This window comes from Myxococcus faecalis (genome assembly GCF_050039385.1).
GTDB lineage: Bacteria > Myxococcota > Myxococcia > Myxococcales > Myxococcaceae > Myxococcus > Myxococcus fulvus.
Genome location: NZ_CP144336.1, coordinates 10,469,660 through 10,488,610, shown reverse-complemented (window position 1 = coordinate 10,488,610; position 18,951 = coordinate 10,469,660). Strand labels below are relative to the sequence as shown.

Sequence of the window (18,951 nt, the reverse complement as noted above, 5' to 3'; positions counted from 1 at the left end):
TTCTCCTCGCGACGACGTTAGACCGCGACCGCCGGCTTCGCCACGAAGCGCAGGAGGACATACCCCACCAGCGCCGACAGCAGCGAGCCCACCACGATGCCCAGCTTCGCTTCGTTCAGCACCGCGGGCTGGTCCCCGAAGGCCAGCCCCGCCACGAACAGCGCCACCGTGAAGCCGATGCCCGCCACCACCGCCACCCCGTGCAGCTGCGCGAGGCTCCCGCCGCCCGGCATCGACGACACGCCCAGCCGCACCGCCCCCCACGTGAAGGCGAGGATGCCCACCTGCTTGCCCACGAAGAGGCCGACGATGATGCCCAGCGGCACGGGCGACAGCAGGTCTCCCCAGCCCATGCCCGCCAGCGGGATGCCCGAGTTCGCCAGCGCGAACAGGGGGACGATTCCGTACGCCACCCAGCCCTTCCACAGGTGCTCGAAGCGGTTGAGCGGCGGCTCGAGCTCCTCCAGGCGCTCCTCGATGTAGAGCAGCTGAGCGCCCCGCATGGACTCGTCCTCGGCGCGCCCGGTGCAGTCCCGGATGTAGACGGACAGGTCGTCGAGCACCTCGCGCCCGGGCCTCGTGGGCCGCGAGGGGATGCACAGCCCTATCACCACGCCCGCCAGCGTCGCGTGGATGCCGCCGTGGTGCATCGTGAACCAGAGCGCCGCGCCGGCCAGCAGCCAGGGGATGCCATTGCGGACATAGAAGCGGTTGAGCGCGACCAGCACCGCCACCACCGCGCCCGCGGCCAGGAGCCAGCCCCCGTGCACGCCGGTGCCGTAGAACAGCGCGATGACCAGGATGCCGCCGATGTCATCGAAGATGGCGAGCGCCGTGAGGAACACCACCAGCCCGTGGCTCACGCGTGAGCCGACGAGCGACAGACAGCCGATGGAGAACGCGATGTCGGTGGCCATGGGAATGGCCCAGCCCGCCTGCGCGGCAGAGCCCGCGTTGATGACGGCGTAGAGCAGGCCCGGCACCACCATGCCGCCCAGGGCCGCGATGAGCGGGAGCACGGCGCGGGCCGGCGTGCGCAGCTCCCCGGCGCTCAGCTCGCGCTTGACCTCCATGCCGACGAGGAAGAAGAACAGCGTCATCAGCCCGTCGTTGATGAGCTGGCGGACGGTGAAGGTCGCGTGGGTGCTCGCCACCCCGAAGGACAGCCGGGCGTCGAAGAGGCCCTCATAGGACGCGGCCCACGGCGAGTTGGCCCAGGCCATGGCGAGCACGGCGCACACGGCCAGCAGGATGCCGCTGCTGGTCTGGAGCTGGAAGAAGGCCCGGAGCGGAGCAATCGCCACCCGGAAGAGCGCGGGTACGGGCGTCGGGCTGCGTGTCCTGGGGGCGGTCGAGGGGGGAGGCGACTCCATGGCGGCGCGGAAGATGCACTCGCCCATGGACGGCTGCATCCGTTTTCGCGACGGCGCGAGCGGAAATGTCGGTGGTGGATGATAGGGAAACCGGGCGGGTAGGGTCAGCGGTTCGTTGATCCAGGGGTGGGGGCATGAGAGAAGGGCGGGGATGGCCGTGACGCAGCAGATGAAGGCAGCCAAGGCAGCAGCGGTGGAGCTTCCCGTGGACCCGACGCAGGACGTCGCGCCGGACGGGGACAAGGCGAGCGAAGGCTCGGGCGCGAGGGAGATCGCGTCCCTGACGCCGATGATGCGCCAGTACCTCGAGGTGAAGGCGCTGCACCCGGACACGGTGCTCTTCTTCCGGCTCGGGGACTTCTACGAGATGTTCTTCGAGGACGCGGTGAAGGCCTCGGAGATCCTCCAGATCACGCTCACCGCCAGGGCCAAGGGCGCCGACAAGGTGCCCATGTGCGGCATCCCGTACCACTCGTCGCGCCGGTACATCGCGCGCCTCATCGGCGAGGGCCTGAAGGTCGCCATCTGCGAGCAGGTGGAGGAGGCCGGCAGCGGGCCGGGCATCGTCCGGCGCGAGGTGACGCGGGTCATCACCCCCGGCATGGTGCTGGACGAGGAGGTGCTCGAGCCTCGCGACAGCAACTTCCTGGCCGCCGTGTACTGGAACGAGAAGGGCTTTGGTGGGGCGCTGCTGGAGGCGTCCACCGGCGAGTTCCTCGCGATGGAGGCGGGCTCGGCGGCGGAGCTGGCGGAGTCGCTGTCTCGCGTGGAGCCTCGGGAGCTGCTGGTGCCCGCGGGGCAGCGCAACTCGGCGGAGGTGGGGCAGCTGTGCTCGCGGCTGCCTCGCGTGCCGGCGGTGGCGGAGGGGGAGGTCGCGGCCTTCGAGCCGGCCCGGGCGGCGGGCTATCTGCGCTCGCACTTCGCGGTGCAGTCGCTGTCGGCGTTCGGGTTGGATGACGCGCCGCTGGCCACGGGGGCTGCGGGCGCGGCGCTGCGGTATCTGAAGGACACGCAGAAGACGCCCGCGGCGCACGTGGACCGGCTGAGCCGGCAGGAGCGCTCGGGCAGCCTGCTGATGGACGAGTCCTCTCGCGCGAACCTGGAGGTGCTGCGCTCGCAGCGGGACGGTGGGCGCAAGGGTTCGCTGTTGGGGGTGCTGGACCGGACGGTGACGAGCCTGGGGGCGCGGAAGCTGGCGCGCTGGCTGGCCTCTCCGCTGGGGTCGCTCCCGGAGATCCACGCGCGGCTGGACGCGGTGGAGGAGCTGTCCGCGAAGAGCGTGTGGCGTGAGGAGCTGACGGGCATCCTCAAGGAGGTGGCGGACCTGGAGCGGCTGACGGGCCGGCTGTCGCTGGGCGCGGGCAACGCGCGGGACCTGCGGGCGCTCGGGGTTTCGTTGGCGCAGCTGCCGCGGTTGGGCGCGGCGCTGGCGCGGTGTCAGGCGCCGTTGCTCCAGTCGCTCGCGGGGCCGCTGACGGCGTTGCCGGAGCTGGCGAATCTGTTGGCGCGCTCGGTGGTGGACGAGCCTCCCGTGGCGCTGAAGGAAGGCGGCTTCATCCGGCAGGGGTACCACGCGGAGCTGGACCGGCTGGTGGAGCTGTCGACGTCCGGCAAGGACGTGCTGCTGAAGATCGAGGCGCGGGAGAGGGAGCGCACCGGCATCGGCTCGCTGAAGATCCGCTACAACAAGGTCTTCGGGTACTACCTGGAGGTGACGAAGTCGAACCTGCACCTGGTGCCGGCGGACTACATCCGCAAGCAGACCACGGTGGGGGCGGAGCGGTTCGTCACGCCGGAGCTGAAGGAGCACGAGGAGCAGGTGCTGACGGCGGAGGAGCGCCGGTGCGCGCTGGAGCTGCAGCTCTTCGAGGAGCTGCGGGCGAAGGTGGCGCAGGCGGCGCCGCGCATCCGCTCCGCGGCGGAGGCAGTGGCCACGGCGGACGCGCTGCTGTCCTTCGCGCGGTGCGCGTCGGAGTACGGCTACACGCGGCCGGAGGTGGACGCGTCGGAGGTGCTGAGCATCACGGCGGGACGGCACCCGGTGGTGGAGCGGATGCTGGGGGCGGGGGAGTCCTTCGTTCCCAACGACGTTCGGATGGACCCGGAGGACGCGCAGCTGTTGGTCATCACCGGCCCGAACATGGCGGGCAAGAGCACGGTGATGCGGCAGGTGGCGCTGACGGCGCTGATGGCGCAGGCGGGCTCGTTCGTTCCGGCGAAGGCGGCGCGCATCGGCCTGTGTGATCGGATCTTCACGCGCGTGGGCGCGGCGGACAACCTGGCGCGCGGTCAGTCCACGTTCATGGTGGAGATGACGGAGACCAGTCACATCCTCCACCACGCGACGAACAAGAGCCTCATCATCCTGGATGAGATTGGCCGTGGGACGTCGACGTTCGACGGTCTGTCCATCGCGTGGGCGGTGGCGGAGCACCTGCATGACCACGTGAGCGCGCGCACGCTGTTCGCCACGCACTACCACGAGCTGGTGGACCTGGCCCGTGAGCGGTCCAAGGTGAAGAACCTGTGCATCGCCGTGAAGGAGCAGGGCGGCAAGGTCATCTTCCTGCGGAAGCTGATTCCGGGAGGGGCGAGTCGCTCCTACGGCATCGAGGTGGCGAAGCTGGCGGGCCTGCCGACGGAGGTGGTGGGTCGGGCGCGCGAGCTGCTCCAGAACCTGGAGTCCGGGGAGCTGGACGACGCGGGGCGGCCTCGGGTGGCGGTGCGGCAGAACCCGAAGAAGGCGGCTGTCGCGGCGGGGCAGCTGGGGCTGTTCGGTGAGCCCGTGGCCCCGGCTCCCGCGCTGCCCGCGTCGCACCAGAAGGCGCTGGAGGCGCTCAAGTCAGCGGCCATCAACCACCTGACGCCGCTGGACGCGCTCAACCTGTTGGCGAAGCTCCAGCGCGAGCTGGAGTAGCAGCGGGCCGGGCGAGGTTCGCGGACCTGCGCCCGGCGCCGCGGCGATGGTGGCTACTTCTTCTTGGCGACGCTCAGGGGGACGGAGACCTGGGTGTTCTCCCAGGCGAAGTTGAGCGCGGGGGCCTTCACATCGATGGTGATGGTGAGGGCCTCGTAGGTGTCGGCGGACTTCTTGGTGGGAACGTCCACGCGCAGCACGTCCTTCGTCTTGTCGTACTTGTACGCGCCCCACTGGCCCACGTCCTTGCTGACGATGAGGGTCCACTTGTCGGCCTGGGGAATGGTGAAGAGCGAGTAGGTGCCGGCGGCGAGCTTCTTGCCGGCGAGCTCGATGTCACCGGTGGTGGTCAGCTCCGTGGCCTGGTTCGCGCCCAGGCGCCACACCTCGCCATAGGGGACGAGCTTGCCGAAGATCTGCCGCTTCTCGCCCGTCTTGGGGTCCTGGATGCGGGGCGAGTGGTACGTCACCTTCACGTAGGTGTTGTCGTCCAGCATCTTCGCCGTCATCGCGAGGGGGCTGGCAGGTGCCTTCTCGGGAGGAATCGACTTCTGGGCCACGGCGGGCGTGGCCGCGAGGAGGAACAGCGCGGCGAGGGCGGGGATGCTCAGGTGCCACGAGTAGCGATGGTTTGTCATGGGGGCGCCCATCATACAGGACGCGTGGAAGCACAGCCTGGTTCGCCGAAGACAGGTGCTCATGTCACCTCCCCAGCACAGCGCTCCCAGCGGCGCTCAGGCGCAATGGACAACCGTCCCAACGGCTCCGACGCAAGGCCCGCTTGGCGGAGTTCATCCTTCCAGGAGGGCTTTGAACGCCGCCGCCAACAGTCACGAAAGCAGGATATGCTTGAATTGGAGCTTTGGTGGTTGGGCGCTGTGTGCTCGCAACAGGAGATTGACAGTGGCTACTCAGAAGATCGGACGCTGCTTGGCGGTGCTGTTGGGGCTGTGCGCGGGGATGGCGGCCTGCGGCGGGAGTGACCTTGAGAGCGACCGCGTCCAGACTGAAGCGGATCACGGTCGTCAAGACAGCCAGCTCTTGCAGGCGCCCCAGGCCTACAGGAACAGCGACGTGTACAACCTGGCCAACGAGGGTGGCCGTTATGTGGAGTTGGTCGTCACCACCTCCCCAGCCCAGCCGTTCGCCGCGGTCCATGCGTGGCGGACGCACCAGCAGGGGGCGAATCCAGGGGCGTACGGCAACAACGGAGACCTGGTGGGATACACCAACCAGCATGGCGTCTTCGAACAGTCCGGATACTTGCCGTTCGACTTCAGCCTCTGTGGCGTGTATGCCGATGAGACCTTCGCGGTCGGCTCGGTGACAGGCCCTCGGTCTTCGCCGATCTCCTTCCGGATCTATGTCTCGCCGACTTCGGGCCCTCACGCGCCCGGCTGCCACCGCTGAGGTTGAGGCTCGCGGGGGAGGGCGCTACGCGGGACTCCTCGCGCTCAGCTCCCATGGTCGTGCAGGCACGTCTGGCACGTCTTGGAGAATGGGCTCGAGGCGACGAACTGCGAGCAGTCGCAGCCCATCACGAAGCACGAGTGCACGTTGTCGTAGCGCCCGCCGAAGGGGTGGGGCGCGAGCGTCTGCATCGAGACCTTGCCCACGCTGGTGGTCGGCGTGGGGAATGACGACCCTCCGTAGCCGATGAACAGCGGCTGGGGGATGGGGTCCTTCTTCAGCGGATTCGTCCCTTGGCTTCGCGGGCTGGGCCACGCCAGGAGCTTCACCTGGGGCGCGTCGTTCTGGCCCGGGTCGGGCAGACGCACCGCCACGCGGAAGTATAGGGCTCTCGTCTCCCAGTGCTCCGGTGACTGGAAGTCCCAGAACAGGTCGCTGACCGTCGCGACGGTGGGGTGGACCGAGGAGCCCTGATAGGCCCCGAGGCTCTTGTAGTTCTGGATGTGCATCACGGCCTTGGAGCAGCGGTCCATCACGAACATCCACTGCTCCTCCTCCGCGTGCTCCAGCGACGTCTGGAACTTCGCGGTGCTGGCCTTCACCTCGAAGAAGGCCCAGCGGGGGCTCGTGGGCGTGTGCTTGAGCTTCGCCGTGAGGTCCACGCCGTTGCCGGTGTTGTTCTGCACCGGCCCCCGGATGTCGAACCCGAGGTGCTGCAGGAACTGCATCGCGATGCGCTCACCCGTGTCGCCAATCCAGGCGCTGTCCATGTAGGTGATGCTGTTGCACTGGGCCAACAGCGTCATCGGCACGCCGCCGGTGCCACCCGTCTCGCCCCAGGCGTAGCGGACCGCCGTGATGGGCGCACCCTGAAGGTACTCGGTGGTCCCGAACCGGGGCATCGATACGCGGATGAGGTGCAGCTCGAACTCGGCGCCCTGGTTCATCGCCGCTTCGACCGTGCCCGCGCCCTCGAGCGCGTCGTCGCCGTACTCGCCCTTCAGCGCCCGCTTGATGCGGTCATTGACGAACTTCTCGGCGTTCTTCTGCGCCTTGGAGCACTGCGCGTCGTTGACCTTCACCTCGATGCAGTGGATGACCTGGCCACGCTGCGTCACCTTCTGCGTGCGAGTCCGGGTCGGGAAGCGCGAGGTGCTGACCGGCACGGTCGAGGGCCCGACCATGCAGTTCCTCAGCAGGTCGTACTCGTCGTTTCCGTTCGTGATGAACACCAGGTCGATGCCGTTGTTCCGGCTCACGCAGATGGAGTCGAGGTTCGTCTCTGCCTTGATGTAGTTGCGGAAGAGGATCTCCGCGTGGACGCCTCCGTGGTACTGGGGCACGTCCAGATTGACCTGACTCACGGTGATGGCCTGGTTGCGCGCCAGCCCCTCGTAGTGCTTCCGCGCGTAGCAGTCCGCGCAGGTCGTCTGGGAGGTGCAGGACCAGAACAGCCGACCGCAGCCCGTCGTCGGGCAGGGCTTGATGTCGGAAGGCTTCTTCATCGCGCAGGAGCCGCAGATGAACTGGTTGAAGTCCGAGCTGCTGAACCAGTCGCTCCCCGTCCCGTACTTGTCCAGCTCCAACGGCGTCGTGCAGACCGTGCACTTCTTGCGGTCATCCCGGAAGACGAAGCCCTGGGTGAACGTGATCCGCGGCGCCTCCAATCGCTCGCGCCGCTTCTCCATGTACTCGATGACCGTCGATGCGACGTCGTTGCCGAAGGACTTGAAGCGCAGCGCGCTGATCGCCTGGTCGAGCATCCAGACTTCCGTGCAGGTGTCGATCGCCAGCGCGAGCGCGTTCTTCTGCGAGGTGTCGTCGGTCTCGTAGGTGATGCCATTGAAGGTGATTTGCATGGGGGCGACTCACGCCAGGCGAATGAGGCACGGAGCGAGTGCCCGTGTGTCCATCGCCGCCCCTCCGAGCAAGGGCCATACCAGCCCCGCGTTGGCGGGCTCCCAGGGCGTCACTCGCCGCGCGCTGCGTTCCATGGGGACGCAATGCGCGTCACGCCATGACGCTCGTGCCGACATGCTCCTCTCTCTCGAGGTGCTCCATCCGCCGGTCCCTGCACGGCCGGCTGCAAGAGGTGGACGATTTCAGCGCGGAAGGTGCTCAAGGTCTTCCTCCCACCGGGACAGGGTTCGCGGGCAGCGGCTTCCGGAGGCGCAAGGGTGGGTCGCCGCACTGGACGGCCGTCGTCCCACCTTCCCGATATATATTTGGCGCGTGCCGTTCCGGGAATCCCAACACCACACACCACGGTCCCCGCGGTGCGACGCGTGAAGCGAGCCTCCGGAAGAGCGAGGCTCGTCGCGGCGCTGCTCGTGAGCGGGGTCCTGCATGCGCTGCTCCTCGTGTGGGGCAGGTCCCGGAGCCCAGGCCCGGTCTCGAAGGTCGCCGACTCGCGGGCCGTGGAGTTCGACATCGTCGAGCGTCAGGCGCCGCCCGCCCCGCCTCTCGTCCCCCCTGCACCGGTCCGCCCCGCGCCCTCGAAGCGAAGGCCCGCGCCAGCCCAGGCGCAGGGACCTCACGCTCCTGCGTCCCAGCAGGACACCGCCGCCGCGCCACCGACCGGACAGCGCCGCCCGGAGGAGCGGGCAAGCGGCATCCCCATGCGTGCCCCCTCGACGCCCATCGACCTGAGCCCCCGCTCCCTGGTCTCCCCGCTGACGACGGGGCCCGCGCCCGCGTCCCCCGGGAGCACCGCTCCCCCGAGCGCGCCCGCGGTCAGCGACATGCTGCGTGACGGCGCGGCCGAGCTGCAGGTCCGGACCGGCGCCATGCACGCCTATTACGCGCGGCTGGCGGACGCGCTGAGGGCCGCCTGGCGCGCCCGGGGCACCCGCGCCCGGCGCAAGTCGGGGCGGCCCTGCGCGGCGCAAGTGCGGCTGGTCCAGGCCGCCGACGGACGCGTGCTCCAGCTCTCCATCCTCCTCCCCTCGTGCGACCCCCCGATGGACGAGGAGCTGCTCGCGGACCTGCGCATCGCGTCCCTGCCGCCGCCGCCGCCCGAGCTGCTGGCCGGCCGCGAGAGCCTGCGCAGCGTCTACCGTTTCGGCTTCCATCCGCCCCCCAGGGCGTCCCTCGAGTTCGACATCGTGGACCTGGTGGACCCCAAAGCCATCCCAGACCACGAGCCGCGCCGGGTCGTCCTCGTGCGTCCCGAGTGAGCGCGACCGCATCGGGAGGTGCCGCATGTTTGACATGCATTTATTTCCAGACGCCTCTAACATGACGGACATCCGGCGCATGAAGGGATGAGGAGGATGCCATGATGAACCTCGTGGATGAGATCAGCTCCCTGCTCCGTGAGCACGACATCTCGCTCGCATCGGGATACCAGCGGGCGCTGGACGTACTCAGGGAGGAAGACTTCACCGCGAACAGCGACGTCATGCTGGGGGTGAACGAAGCCATGTTCCGCCATCCCGGCGCGCTGCTGCACCGGCTGGAGCGACACTCGAGGAACGAGACGGAGGGCGCGCGGCTCATCGCCTACGTGGCCGAGCGCCACGCGGAGGGCCCGCTGAGGGAGGACCTGCTGAAGCACGCGCAGGACGAGTTCCGTCATGGCCGGATGCTCGGGGCCCTGGTGGATCGGCTCTCCGGCGTCGAGGGCGCCTCACCGCATGTGGAGCGCGAGGAGCACGCCGAGAACGCCGTCGGCTTCGATGGCAACGTCGTCGGCTTCCTCTGCGCCACCCACGTGGCGGAGATCCGCACCTTCAGCCTGCTGGAGCAGTACCTCATGCTGTCTCCGAGGTTGCCGAACACCACGGGGTCCAAGGTCGTCGCCTGCTTCGAGGCCATCCATCGGGACGAGGTCCGGCATCTGGTCTACACCGCGAGGCACCTGAACGAGTGGATGCGGACGAACGAGCAGCCGGGGCGGATCCTCGTCAACTACCTGCAGTCGTACAGCCGGGACTCGTGGCGGGAGATCTCCGAGATGGCCGGTTACCTCGCGCGCAACTGAGCCCTCGGGACACAGGCCGCGAGGACCTGTCTCCTCGCGGCCGAAAGCGCCCTCCCTTCGCGACGAAGGGCGCCCTTCGACGTCACCTCAGAACGGCCAGGTCCAGGTCCACGCGCTCTGCGCCTCGTCGCCCGACTGCTGGGCGCGGGCCGCGGCGTCCTCGCTCAGCAGTACCTCCCCGCCCGTCAGTCGCTGGAGGGCCTCCGCCCGCTGGGCGACCTTCATGTCGCCGCCGTGCTGCTGCAGGAAGCCCGCCATCATCTGCGACACGCGGGAGAGATCCGCCTTCTGCGTCTCGTTCGCAACCATGAGTCGTTTCCTTTTGTCGCCGGGGAGAGGGGAACGCCTACGGGCCGGCGACGGCCCCGTTCGGCGTCTGCAGGTGTGGGGAGGAGGGCTCGGCGACGGCGCGCATGCGCTCGAGCAGCGGTGACAGTCCACAGCAGGTGCCGTCGAAGGACGGTACGTAGCGCACGTTCAGCTTCACGTCGTGAGGGCAGCCGCCCTGGCACAGGCCGAACCACCCGCACGACTCCATCCCCTGGGTGACCTTCCGCGTCTCGGTGCGCTCGCCCTCCAGATAGCGGGACGTCGCCAGCAGGCGGGACACCGGGGACTTCATCACATTGCCAATCACGGACCCCGGGGCGCCCACGTACTTGTCACAGGGCGCCAGGTCTCCATTGGCCTCCAGGGTGACGTAGCGCCCCATGCAGTCGCCCTCCCAATAGCAGACAGGGGGCTTCGCGCCGCTCCTCACCGAGGGCATGAGGCTCTCGAAGTCCTTGATGCGCAGGGTGCCTCGGTAGCGTGCCCACCACAGGTCGAAGACCTCGACGAGGAAGGCGACATACTCCGGATAGCTCAGGTAGGTGCCCCGAGGCTGGCCGTCTCCCGCGTCGACATTGTCCGGCAGGACGTTGAGGAAGTTCACGTCCCGCAGCTCGATTTCGTCCAGGTACTCCAGCAGGCGCGCGGCGCCGAGGTCGCGGAGGTCCCGGTCCACGACCATGAGCGCGCCGTGGGGGATGCGGGCCTTGCGCAGTCTCTCGAGGCCCGCGATGACCGCCTTCGAGGTCGGGCCTCCCCCCTGGTTGAGGCGCCTGGAGTCATGCACCTCGGGAGGCCCGTCGAGGCTCACGCCGACGCCCATGTCCAACGCGGAGAGGAACTCCAGCCACTCCTCCGACAGGTGGGTGGCGTTGGTCTGCATGGAGTTACGGACCGTCTGCCCGGGCTGACGGAACTGTTGTTGCAGCCAGATGAGCTTCTTGAAGTAGCTGGGGCGCAGCAACGTCACCTCGCCGCCATGCCAGACGAACTCGACGCGCTCCAGGCCCGTCATGGACAGGATGTCCCGGACGGCGCGCAGCAACACCGAGAAGGCCATGGTCTGGTCTGGCCCCTCCGCCCAGGAGCGGCAGTAGGTGCACCGCAGGTTGCACAGCCGCGTGGCCTTGAGGACCACGACGAGGCTCTTCACCGGGGAGCGGAACGTCGGCGTCTTCCGGACGGTCTCGCTGTCGAAGAGGCACAGCTCCTCGGCGTCCAGGCAGCGCTCCTTGGGGAGCGAGCCGATGAACTCGACGGCGGACTTCTTCTTCATCGCGACGGCCAGCAACCGGAGCGCCTCCCGGTCCTCCCGCGAGAGGCTGTCCCGGAAGCGCAGGAAGGCCTCCCGGCTGCCCTCGGGAATGGCGAAGAGGTCCGCCTCGGACGCGGCCTGCTCCGTCCCTGGTGCCACGCAAGGCGATACCGGGTGACTCATGTCCCACTCCTCGTGAAGGATGCTGTCTGGGAATGCGCGGGCCGGTGCGTCTAACGGCGGGCCGGGAAGGGCGGGAACCAGGTCCGGGAGGGGCGCCCGTCGACGATCATCGTCGCGGGATCCAGCCACGGGTCGACGGTGCTGTACTCGTCGGGCTGGTAGAGCGCCTCCTCGCCCATCCATCGGCTCACATAGGCGATGCGCCGGCGGCCCGAGACGTTGGGCGGAGCGCCGTGGACCGTATAGGGATGGAAGATGACCGCGTCGCCCGCCTGGGCGGTCCAGGTCTGCACCTCGAGCCCGCCCTCGGTGATGAGCGTGTCGAAGTCGGGCGTGTCCTCATAGCCCCTGTTGAGCGCGGTGGTTTCGCGGCGGGTGGGAGGACGGTACCGGACCGACTGGTGCCGGTGGGAGCCGGCGATGGTCTGCAGCGGAGAGGCGTCCTCCGAGACGGCGGTCATCGGCAGCCAGACGGTCGGCGTCTGTTCTCCCTTGAAGGGAATGGAGGCGATGCCGTGGTGCCAGGGCGTCCCGTTGCTGCTGCTGCCGGATTCCTTGTAGTGCACCTCGTCCCGCCAGAACTGGACCTCGTCCAATTCGAGGAGCTGGCTCACGACGCTCGCCACCGCGGATTGCTTCAGGAATCCAGCGAAGAATGGGAGGTCCCTGGAGAGGAATTCGAAGAAGAGGCTGCCACCCTGTTTCACGAACACGGCGTTGGGGCCGATGCGCTGTGTCTGGGTCTGCCGTGCCAGGACGGCATCGAGTGCCTCGACGAAGGCACCGACCGCCTCCGCCGATAACACGTTCCGGATGAGGACTGCGCCATTCTCGTGGTAATCCGCGATGTCCTTGGCGGTAACCAGGGGCGTGGTCATCGACTCCTCCCGTGACGGAAGACTGGCGGACAGACAGCTGCGATCTCGTATCGACTTCACTCCGGGTATTTATTGTTTTAAGGGGAGTCCATTGTGATGTCAATCATCGGAGGGTGGAGATCTGGGGTGTAAGTGTTTGCCGAGGGGTGAGGTCATCGGCGTGGTCTGGCTTTGAAAAATGATTGCGTGAGTGGAACCACGCGGAGGCGGGGCTTCGTCCGTGGAAGGTGCGTTCATCCTCTTCGGGCGAGCGGCGGAGCACCGACGCAGGGATTGTCTCGCAGCCCACAGTCGTACGTGGGGGACTTCCCGCGCGGCCGGCTCGTGACGAGATCTGGGGGTCTATGAGGCTGGCCTCCATCATCCTGGGAATCTGCGTGACGGGCTGTGCGGCCCGTGGTGTGTCCTCGGCGCCCGAGGGCGCTCCCGCCGAGGGGGGCTCGGGGCGGGATGTCCTCGTGTTCGAGGGCATGTGTGATGCCTCCGGGGCCGTGGCCCTCGGCGGCTCGCTGTTCGTCGTGGGCGATGACGAGGACAACATCCTCCGCGTCTACGACGCGCGGCGCGGCGGCGCTCCCGTGCAGAGCGTGGACCTGTCTCCGGACCTGGAGCTGCCGGCCCACAAGAAGAAGCCCCCCGAGGCGGACATCGAGGCGGCGACGGGGCTGGGCACGTACTCGTTCTGGCTCACGTCTCACGGACGCAACAGCGCCGGGAAGAAGGCCCCCAGCCGGCTGCGCTTCTTCGCCACCGAGGAGGTCGACGGCAAGCCCCGGCTCGTGGGCCGGCCTTATACGCAGCTCCTCGATGACCTGCTGGCGGCGCCGCAGCTGTCGAGCCTCCGGCTCGCGGAGGCGGAGCCGCTCGCCCCCAAGGCCGAGGGCGGGCTCAACATCGAGGGCATGACGGCGATGGCGGACGGCGCGTCCATCTACGTCGGCTTCCGCAGCCCCGTACCGCAGGGCAAGGCGCTCCTGGTGCCCGTGCTCAACCCCGTGCAGATGGTGCTCGAAGGGCAATCCGCGCGCGTGGGGGAGCCCCGCCTCGTGGACCTGGGCGGCATGGGCATCCGCTCGCTGTCCTGGTGGCACGGCCGGTACCTCATCATCAGCGGCGGCACGGATGGCTCGGGCACCTCGCGCCTGTTCACCTGGCTGGGCGGGGACGACGCGCCCGTGCTCGCGAGCACCGTCGACCTCGCGGGCTTCAACCCGGAGGCGTTCTTCACGCCCGAGGACGCGGAGGAGATCCTCCTGCTCAGCGACGACGGCACCGTCCCCGTCGATGGCACCGCGTGCAAGAAGCTGAAGGACCCGGCGAAGAAGCGCTTCCGCGGCGTCTGGGTGAAGCTCCCCGCGCAGGGCTGACCGCGTCGACGAAAAGCCGCGCGGGGCTCACCGTCCCGCATCGAGGGCGTGACCCAAGCACCTCGCTGAGGCTCCTTTGCTCGTGCCCGTGCGCGAGCGGCTGGCGCCAAGGCGGATCGCGTGTAGGCTCGTGGCGCCATGCAGCTCGCCATCCCTCATGCACCTCGGAAGGTCCGTCTGACGCAGGTCCCCGGCGCGGTGGGCCGCCTCGCGCGTGACGCCGTGCTCGGGCTGGCCTTCGTGGCGCTGCTCGGCGCGGTGGCCCTGTGGGCCGGCCGCCACTTCGTGGAGGAGCAGGGCTTCACCTCCCGCGCCGAGGAGGTCGACGGGACCATCGTCTCCACCCGGCTTCCTCCCGTCGATGCCCGCGTCGGCGCCGAGGCCACCCTGGAGGTGCTCTACACCTTCCAGGACGTGGAGCACTCCGTCTCCGGCGTCAGGACCTTCGCCGAGGACGCCGAGGGCCTCGGGAAGGGCGCGACAGTGAAGCTGCTGGTGGACCCCGCGGCTCCGGGGCAGCCCCGCGAGGAGCGCTTCGCCCGTTCGCAGGCCCTGCGCACCAACCTGGTCCCCTGGGGCGTACTCCTGGGGTTGCTCCTCGCTGGAGTCTTCTTCACCCGCGAAGCGAAGCGGCTCGTGCGCTCCGAGGTGGAGCCCCTGCGCCTGGGCGCGCTGGTGTGGCTGACGCCGGACGGGCCGCTGCCGGAGGAGGGCGGCGAGGTCGTCTTCCCCGCGCATTACTTCCGTCAGGACGTGAAGATGGAGGTCCGCGCGCGGGTACGGCCGGGCAGGGCGCCCGTGCGCAACGGCACCAAGGTCCTCGCGGCGGTGGTGCCCCGGGAGCCCGGCTGGGCGCGGGTCATCGACCAGGACCTGGCCGGCGTGCTCGGGTGGCTGCGCTGACGAGCCCTCGGAGGGGGTCGAAAATTTGCCGGTGACGTGGGGCTGTGTGACACACGCCTGTAGCTCCCAGCCCGCCGGAGGTTCTTCATGTCCCCACGCCTTTTGCTCGCGCTGATCCTCCTGCTGCTCGTCCCGGGCACGGTGGGCGCCGCGAAGCGGAACGAGGCCGAGGACGCCTACCAGGGAGCCCGGCGCGCCTACTACGCGCTGAAGGACGACGCCGCCCGGCGCAAGCTGCGCCACCACTGGCTCAACGTCGTGCACAAGTTCCAGGCGGTGGCCAAGGCCCACCCCAAGTCGGACCGCGCCCCGGATGCCCTCTTCACCGCGGGCGAGCTGCTCCAGGAACTCAGCCGCATCTCCTTCGTCGAGGAGGACCTCAAGGCCGCCATCGCGGACTACGACAAGCTGCGCACCGAATACCCCAAGCACCGGCTCGCCGATGACGCCGCCCTGGCGCTCGCGCGCATCCACGTCCACCGCACGGACCGCCCCGAGGAGGCCCGTCGCGTCCTGACCGAGATGCTCGCCGTCAACAGCAAGGGTGACCAGACGAAGGAGATGAAGGCGCTGCTCGCCTCGCTCCCCGCGTCCAAGGTCACGCCGCCCCCCGCGCGCAAGCCGACCCCCACGCCCGTCCCCGCGAAGGAGGACAAGGGCACCGCCGTGGCCCACGTCGAGACACCGGCCGAGAAGCCCGCGTCCGCGCTCGTCGGCGCCATCGAGAAGCTGGCCCGCGAGCCGTCCCCGATCATCCCCCGCCTGGACCCCACCACCCCCGTGGGCGGTGAGCCGTCCGGTGAGAGCAAGGGCGGCCTCGACGCCGCCGTCGCCTCGGCGCTGGCCGCCAAGGAGTCCCAGACGTCGAAGCCGGTGGAGACGGGCAAGGTCGCCTCCGTGACGAAGCCGGCCGAGCCGGCGTCGCAGCCCACGCCCGCGGTGGACGTGAAGCCGTCCGCGCCGGTGGAGGTCGCCTCGGCGAAGTCGGAGACGCCTCGCGCGCAGGAGCGCCGTCCGGAGCCCGAGCCCGTCAAGGTCGCCGAGGCCCCGAAGGCCGAGCAGAAGAGCCCGGTCGAGCCCCCCAAGCCCATCACCCGTCCCGTCGACGACGAGGTCGCGCAGGCGCGCCTCAAGGCCGTGGCGAAGCAGTCGCGCCGCGCGGAGCTGACGCTGGCCGAGCAGCTGGGGCTGAAGGTCCGCCGCGTCATCATCGACCCCGGTCACGGTGGTCACGACACGGGCGCCATCGGTAAGGAGGGGACGCGCGAGAAGGAGGTGGCCCTGTCCATCTCCCTCAAGCTGGCGGACCTGCTGCGCGAGAAGGGCCTGGAGGTGGTGCTGACGCGCGAGGATGATCGCTTCATCCGCCTGGAGGACCGCGCGAAGTTCGCCAACACCGAGCGCGGTGATTTGTTCATCTCCGTCCACTGCAACGCGGCCACCAGCCGGAAGCTGCGCGGCATCGAGACGTACACGCTGAACACGTCCGCGGACCGCTACTCCATCCGCCTGGCCGCGCGCGAGAACGCGTCGTCGGAGAAGGGCATCAGCGATTTGCAGTTCATCCTCGCGGACCTGGCGACCAAGGCGAACACCGAGGAGTCCTCGCGGCTGGCGAACCAGGTGCAGCGCAGCCTGGTGACGGAGCTGTCCCGCAAGTACTCGGACATCAAGGGCCTGGGCCACAAGGAGGCGCTGTTCTACGTGCTGCTCGGCGTGAAGATGCCGGCCATCCTCGTGGAGACCGCGTTCCTGTCCAACCCGGAGGAGGAGAAGCGGCTGGCCTCGGGCGCGTACCAGACGGACGTCGCCAAGGCCATCGCGCACGGCGTGGAGGAGTTCCTCGGCGACCGCAACCGCGTGGCGAAGGTGGACTGACGCCTCAGTCCCGCGACAGCACCAGGCTCACCAGCGCACCCAGGCACGCCAGGGTCCGCACGTGATTCCAGGCCGTCCACTCCGACTGGTAGCGCGCCCAGTACGCCGGTGCCTCCGCGCTCTGTGCGGAGAGCCTCGCCAGCGCATCGTTGCGCGGGACGTTGAACCCGGCCGTCACCCCGAAGCAGCCCACCAGGTACAGCATGCCGCCCAGCAGTCGCAGGCGCGCGGCCGGCTGGGCCCAGGTGAACACCGAGCACACCACCAGCCCCGCGCAGGCGAGGGCGGTGGCCATGAACACCCCCAGGAACACGCTCGGCATCACGGCGGTGTTGATGCCTTGCATGGCGGCGATGCCCGTCGCCGGAGGCACTCGCTCCAGGCCCTTCATCACGAAGGTGGAGAAGGCGAAGAACACGCCCGCCATCAGGCCGCAGCCGAGCAGGGACGCCCACGTCAGGAGGGGCAGCAGGGTTTCGAGCATGGTGTTCACCGAAGCGTGGCGACGAAGTCCTCGAACCGCGTCGGGGTCGTGTTGTCGGGAGTCCTGCCCGCGCGAGGCTGGATGCGCCCCTCGTTGAAGGCGCGCGTCATCTCGACATAGAGCCCGGCGAACGTCTCGGAGATTCCGGCCTGCATGAGCGCCTGGCGCATCGCCTCGGGCGGGAGCTGCACGTAGTCGAGGCCGGGGCGACCCAACTGTTCTCCGAGGATGCGGGTGGCCTCGCGGTAGCTCAGGTCCCTGGGACCGAGCAGCTCGCGGACGACGACGCCCGACCAGTCGCGTTGAACGAGCGCTCGGGCAGCGACCTCCGCGATGTCGCGTGACGCAATCATCGGCAGGGCGAGGTCCGGCGTGACGGAGTCCGCGTTGACGCCCTCATGCTCGATGACGGGGAGCGCGTCGAGGAAGTTCTCGAAGAAGGACACCGGACGCAGCAGCAGCACGTGCGTGTCCTTCAGCGTCCGGAGACGCTGCTCCTGGGCATGCAGCGTGGCGAGCAGACCCGTACCCTCGGCCAGGTCCGCGCCCAGGCTGCTCAGCGCGACGATGTGTCGCACGCCGCTGTCAAGCAGCGCTTGGACGATGGCCTCACCCTTGCGGCGCTGGGCTTCGTGGTAGCTCGCGGACTCGCGGTCCGTGGGGAGCAGCGTGTAGACGGCCTGGGCGCCACGGAAGGCCCGCGTCAGATACGCCGCGTCCTCCGAATCCCCCGCGAGCACCCTGGCGCCTTTCGCCGCAAGCTCCCCCAGTCGCTCCTCCGAGCGGCCCAGCGCCAGCACGTCCTGGCCCGCCGCCAGCAACAGCTCCACCACCTTCTTGCCGGTGTTCCCGGTCGCTCCCATCACGGTCAGCATGTGTTCTCCCGGGGCCCTGGGCCCCACGGCATTGGCTTGCCTGGAGTCCAATATCGGGCCCGGGGGCAGGACTCTCAATGACGCCAAGTCGCTGGTTCATGCTCATTCATCCAGGCTGGGCTGGACTTGGAGGAGGGCAGGGCGCATCGTCTCGACATGGCGGAACTCAGACCTCCGGTCGACGCGCTGGGCGAGGCGCTGCACTTCCTGCGGATGAGCGGCACGTTCTATTGCCGCTCGGAGCTGACGGCGCCGTGGGGGCTCGACCTTCCCGCGACCGAGGGGAGCCTCATGTTCCACGTCGTCACCACGGGACAGTGCTGGCTCGAGGTCGACGGCGTGGAACCGCGGTTGCTCCAGCCGGGCACGTTCGCGCTCGTGCCGCACGGCGCGGGACATCGATTGGTGCACGAGCGAGGCGGACCCGCGCGCAAGCTCGAGGAGCTCTCCGAGGAACTGGTGAGCGAGCGCTACTCCATCCTGCGACACGGTGGCGGTGGCGCGCCCACGACGCTCATCTGCGGTGCCGTGCGCCTGGACCATCCCGCCGCGCGACACCTCATGTCCCTGTTGCCGGGCATCATCCTGGTGGAGCCGTCGAACTCGCCGCGCATGGACTGGCTCCAGAGCACGCTGCGCTTCATGGCCGCGGAGGCCCAGGAGCTGCGGCCCGGTGGCGAGACGGTCATCACGCGGCTCGCGGACGTGCTCGTGGTGCAGGCCCTGCGCGAGTGGATGGCGCAGGACTCCCAGGCGAAGTCAGGGTGGTTGGGCGCGCTTCAGGACCCCGACGTGGGCCGCGCGCTTTCGCTCATCCACCGCGAGCCCACGCGTCCGTGGACGGTGGCCTCGCTGGCGTCGAGCGTGGCCATGTCCCGCTCCGCGTTCTCCGCGCGCTTCACCCAGCGGGTCGGCGAGCCGCCCATGCACTACCTCGCGCGGTGGCGGATGTACGTCGCGCACTCGGCGCTCAAGGACGAGCGCCCCGGACTGGGCGAGCTCGCCACGCGCATGGGCTATCAGTCCGAGGCCGCGTTCAGTCGCGCCTTCAAGCGCTTCATGGGCGTGTCTCCCGGCGCGGTCCGGAAGACGGGCTCGCCCACGCTCCGGGCCTGA

The 18,951-nt window shown here is 69.1% G+C and carries 16 protein-coding genes; 8 read left to right on the top strand and 8 right to left on the bottom strand.

Going from position 1 to position 18,951, the window contains the following annotated elements:
- Nucleotides 1-17 precede the first annotated feature (17 nt).
- Nucleotides 18-1,373: a Na+/H+ antiporter NhaA gene (gene nhaA, locus VZQ01_RS41645; RefSeq protein ID WP_223748780.1), complete on the bottom strand. Its 1,356-nt coding sequence runs from the start codon at nt 1,371-1,373 to the stop codon at nt 18-20.
- Between the two features lie 151 nt (nt 1,374-1,524).
- Here nhaA and mutS point away from each other — a divergent pair, with 151 nt between their 5' ends.
- Nucleotides 1,525-4,290 (top strand): DNA mismatch repair protein MutS, encoded by a 2,766-nt coding sequence (gene mutS / locus VZQ01_RS41640; RefSeq protein ID WP_426746427.1) that lies wholly within the window; start codon nt 1,525-1,527, stop codon nt 4,288-4,290.
- A gap of 53 nt (nt 4,291-4,343) precedes the next feature.
- On the opposite strand, the gene VZQ01_RS41635 is transcribed toward mutS, so the two are convergent.
- A complete protein-coding gene (locus VZQ01_RS41635; protein WP_408890441.1) occupies nt 4,344-4,928 on the bottom strand; it encodes a DUF2911 domain-containing protein in 585 nt (194 codons plus the stop codon).
- A 265-nt stretch (nt 4,929-5,193) separates the two neighbouring features.
- On the opposite strand from VZQ01_RS41635, the gene VZQ01_RS41630 reads away from it, so the two are divergent.
- Nucleotides 5,194-5,700, top strand: coding sequence for a hypothetical protein (locus tag VZQ01_RS41630; RefSeq protein ID WP_408890440.1), 507 nt, complete (start codon nt 5,194-5,196; stop codon nt 5,698-5,700).
- 44 nt (nt 5,701-5,744) lie between these two features.
- Here VZQ01_RS41630 and VZQ01_RS41625 read toward each other — a convergent pair whose 3' ends face one another.
- A complete protein-coding gene (locus tag VZQ01_RS41625; RefSeq protein ID WP_408890439.1) occupies nt 5,745-7,559 on the bottom strand; it encodes a hypothetical protein in 1,815 nt (604 codons plus the stop codon).
- A 759-nt stretch (nt 7,560-8,318) separates the two neighbouring features.
- On the opposite strand from VZQ01_RS41625, the gene VZQ01_RS41620 reads away from it, so the two are divergent.
- Both VZQ01_RS41620 and VZQ01_RS41615 read left to right on the top strand, forming a co-directional pair.
- Nucleotides 8,319-8,876, top strand: coding sequence for a TonB C-terminal domain-containing protein (locus VZQ01_RS41620; RefSeq protein WP_426746426.1), 558 nt, complete (start codon nt 8,319-8,321; stop codon nt 8,874-8,876).
- A 101-nt stretch (nt 8,877-8,977) separates the two neighbouring features.
- Nucleotides 8,978-9,682, top strand: coding sequence for a hypothetical protein (locus VZQ01_RS41615; protein ID WP_426746425.1), 705 nt, complete (start codon nt 8,978-8,980; stop codon nt 9,680-9,682).
- An 87-nt stretch (nt 9,683-9,769) separates the two neighbouring features.
- Here VZQ01_RS41615 and VZQ01_RS41610 read toward each other — a convergent pair whose 3' ends face one another.
- From VZQ01_RS41610 to VZQ01_RS41600, 3 genes are read right to left on the bottom strand one after another with little or no spacing between them, the layout of a single operon-like run.
- The gene (locus VZQ01_RS41610) at nt 9,770-9,991 is read right to left on the bottom strand and encodes a P-loop NTPase family protein (RefSeq protein WP_141332782.1); all 222 of its coding nucleotides are present in this window, start codon (nt 9,989-9,991) and stop codon (nt 9,770-9,772) included.
- Nucleotides 9,992-10,028: 37 nt separating this feature from the next.
- Nucleotides 10,029-11,450 (bottom strand): radical SAM/SPASM peptide maturase DarW, encoded by a 1,422-nt coding sequence (darW, locus tag VZQ01_RS41605; protein ID WP_408890436.1) that lies wholly within the window; start codon nt 11,448-11,450, stop codon nt 10,029-10,031.
- A 50-nt stretch (nt 11,451-11,500) separates the two neighbouring features.
- Complete coding sequence (locus VZQ01_RS41600; RefSeq protein ID WP_426746424.1) at nt 11,501-12,328, bottom strand: phytanoyl-CoA dioxygenase family protein; 828 nt, start codon at nt 12,326-12,328, stop codon at nt 11,501-11,503.
- Between the two features lie 344 nt (nt 12,329-12,672).
- Between VZQ01_RS41600 and VZQ01_RS41595 the strand changes: the two genes are divergently transcribed.
- The 3 genes from VZQ01_RS41595 to VZQ01_RS41585 all read left to right on the top strand — a co-directional run bounded on the left by VZQ01_RS41595 (nt 12,673) and on the right by VZQ01_RS41585 (nt 16,476).
- Nucleotides 12,673-13,695, top strand: coding sequence for a DUF3616 domain-containing protein (locus tag VZQ01_RS41595; protein WP_426746423.1), 1,023 nt, complete (start codon nt 12,673-12,675; stop codon nt 13,693-13,695).
- 138 nt (nt 13,696-13,833) lie between these two features.
- Nucleotides 13,834-14,598: a DUF3592 domain-containing protein gene (locus VZQ01_RS41590; RefSeq protein WP_223783263.1), complete on the top strand. Its 765-nt coding sequence runs from the start codon at nt 13,834-13,836 to the stop codon at nt 14,596-14,598.
- A gap of 87 nt (nt 14,599-14,685) precedes the next feature.
- Nucleotides 14,686-16,476, top strand: coding sequence for an N-acetylmuramoyl-L-alanine amidase (locus VZQ01_RS41585; RefSeq protein WP_223748653.1), 1,791 nt, complete (start codon nt 14,686-14,688; stop codon nt 16,474-16,476).
- Between the two features lie 4 nt (nt 16,477-16,480).
- On the opposite strand, the gene VZQ01_RS41580 is transcribed toward VZQ01_RS41585, so the two are convergent.
- Nucleotides 16,481-16,960: an anthrone oxygenase family protein gene (locus VZQ01_RS41580; RefSeq protein WP_223748652.1), complete on the bottom strand. Its 480-nt coding sequence runs from the start codon at nt 16,958-16,960 to the stop codon at nt 16,481-16,483.
- 5 nt (nt 16,961-16,965) lie between these two features.
- A complete protein-coding gene (locus VZQ01_RS41575; protein ID WP_426746422.1) occupies nt 16,966-17,835 on the bottom strand; it encodes an NmrA family NAD(P)-binding protein in 870 nt (289 codons plus the stop codon).
- Nucleotides 17,836-17,991: 156 nt separating this feature from the next.
- Between VZQ01_RS41575 and VZQ01_RS41570 the strand changes: the two genes are divergently transcribed.
- Entirely contained in the window at nt 17,992-18,951 is a 960-nt protein-coding gene (locus VZQ01_RS41570) for an AraC family transcriptional regulator (protein WP_426746421.1), read from the top strand.

Excerpts from the sequence above, each read along its gene's own strand:
- VZQ01_RS41590 (WP_223783263.1), top strand. The coding sequence starts at position 13,834 with ATGCAGCTCGCCATCCCTCATGCACCTCGGAAGGTCCGTCTGACGCAG.
- nhaA (WP_223748780.1), bottom strand. The coding sequence starts at position 1,373 with ATGGAGTCGCCTCCCCCCTCGACCGCCCCCAGGACACGCAGCCCGACG.
- VZQ01_RS41625 (WP_408890439.1), bottom strand. The coding sequence starts at position 7,559 with ATGCAAATCACCTTCAATGGCATCACCTACGAGACCGACGACACCTCG.
- VZQ01_RS41585 (WP_223748653.1), top strand. The coding sequence starts at position 14,686 with ATGTCCCCACGCCTTTTGCTCGCGCTGATCCTCCTGCTGCTCGTCCCG.
- mutS (WP_426746427.1), top strand. The coding sequence starts at position 1,525 with ATGGCCGTGACGCAGCAGATGAAGGCAGCCAAGGCAGCAGCGGTGGAG.
- VZQ01_RS41620 (WP_426746426.1), top strand. The coding sequence starts at position 8,319 with ATGCGTGCCCCCTCGACGCCCATCGACCTGAGCCCCCGCTCCCTGGTC.
- VZQ01_RS41570 (WP_426746421.1), top strand. The coding sequence starts at position 17,992 with ATGGCGGAACTCAGACCTCCGGTCGACGCGCTGGGCGAGGCGCTGCAC.
- VZQ01_RS41575 (WP_426746422.1), bottom strand. The coding sequence starts at position 17,835 with ATGCTGACCGTGATGGGAGCGACCGGGAACACCGGCAAGAAGGTGGTG.
- VZQ01_RS41610 (WP_141332782.1), bottom strand. The coding sequence starts at position 9,991 with ATGGTTGCGAACGAGACGCAGAAGGCGGATCTCTCCCGCGTGTCGCAG.
- VZQ01_RS41580 (WP_223748652.1), bottom strand. The coding sequence starts at position 16,960 with ATGCTCGAAACCCTGCTGCCCCTCCTGACGTGGGCGTCCCTGCTCGGC.
- VZQ01_RS41615 (WP_426746425.1), top strand. The coding sequence starts at position 8,978 with ATGATGAACCTCGTGGATGAGATCAGCTCCCTGCTCCGTGAGCACGAC.
- VZQ01_RS41635 (WP_408890441.1), bottom strand. The coding sequence starts at position 4,928 with ATGACAAACCATCGCTACTCGTGGCACCTGAGCATCCCCGCCCTCGCC.
- VZQ01_RS41600 (WP_426746424.1), bottom strand. The coding sequence starts at position 12,328 with ATGACCACGCCCCTGGTTACCGCCAAGGACATCGCGGATTACCACGAG.
- darW (WP_408890436.1), bottom strand. The coding sequence starts at position 11,450 with ATGAGTCACCCGGTATCGCCTTGCGTGGCACCAGGGACGGAGCAGGCC.
- VZQ01_RS41595 (WP_426746423.1), top strand. The coding sequence starts at position 12,673 with ATGAGGCTGGCCTCCATCATCCTGGGAATCTGCGTGACGGGCTGTGCG.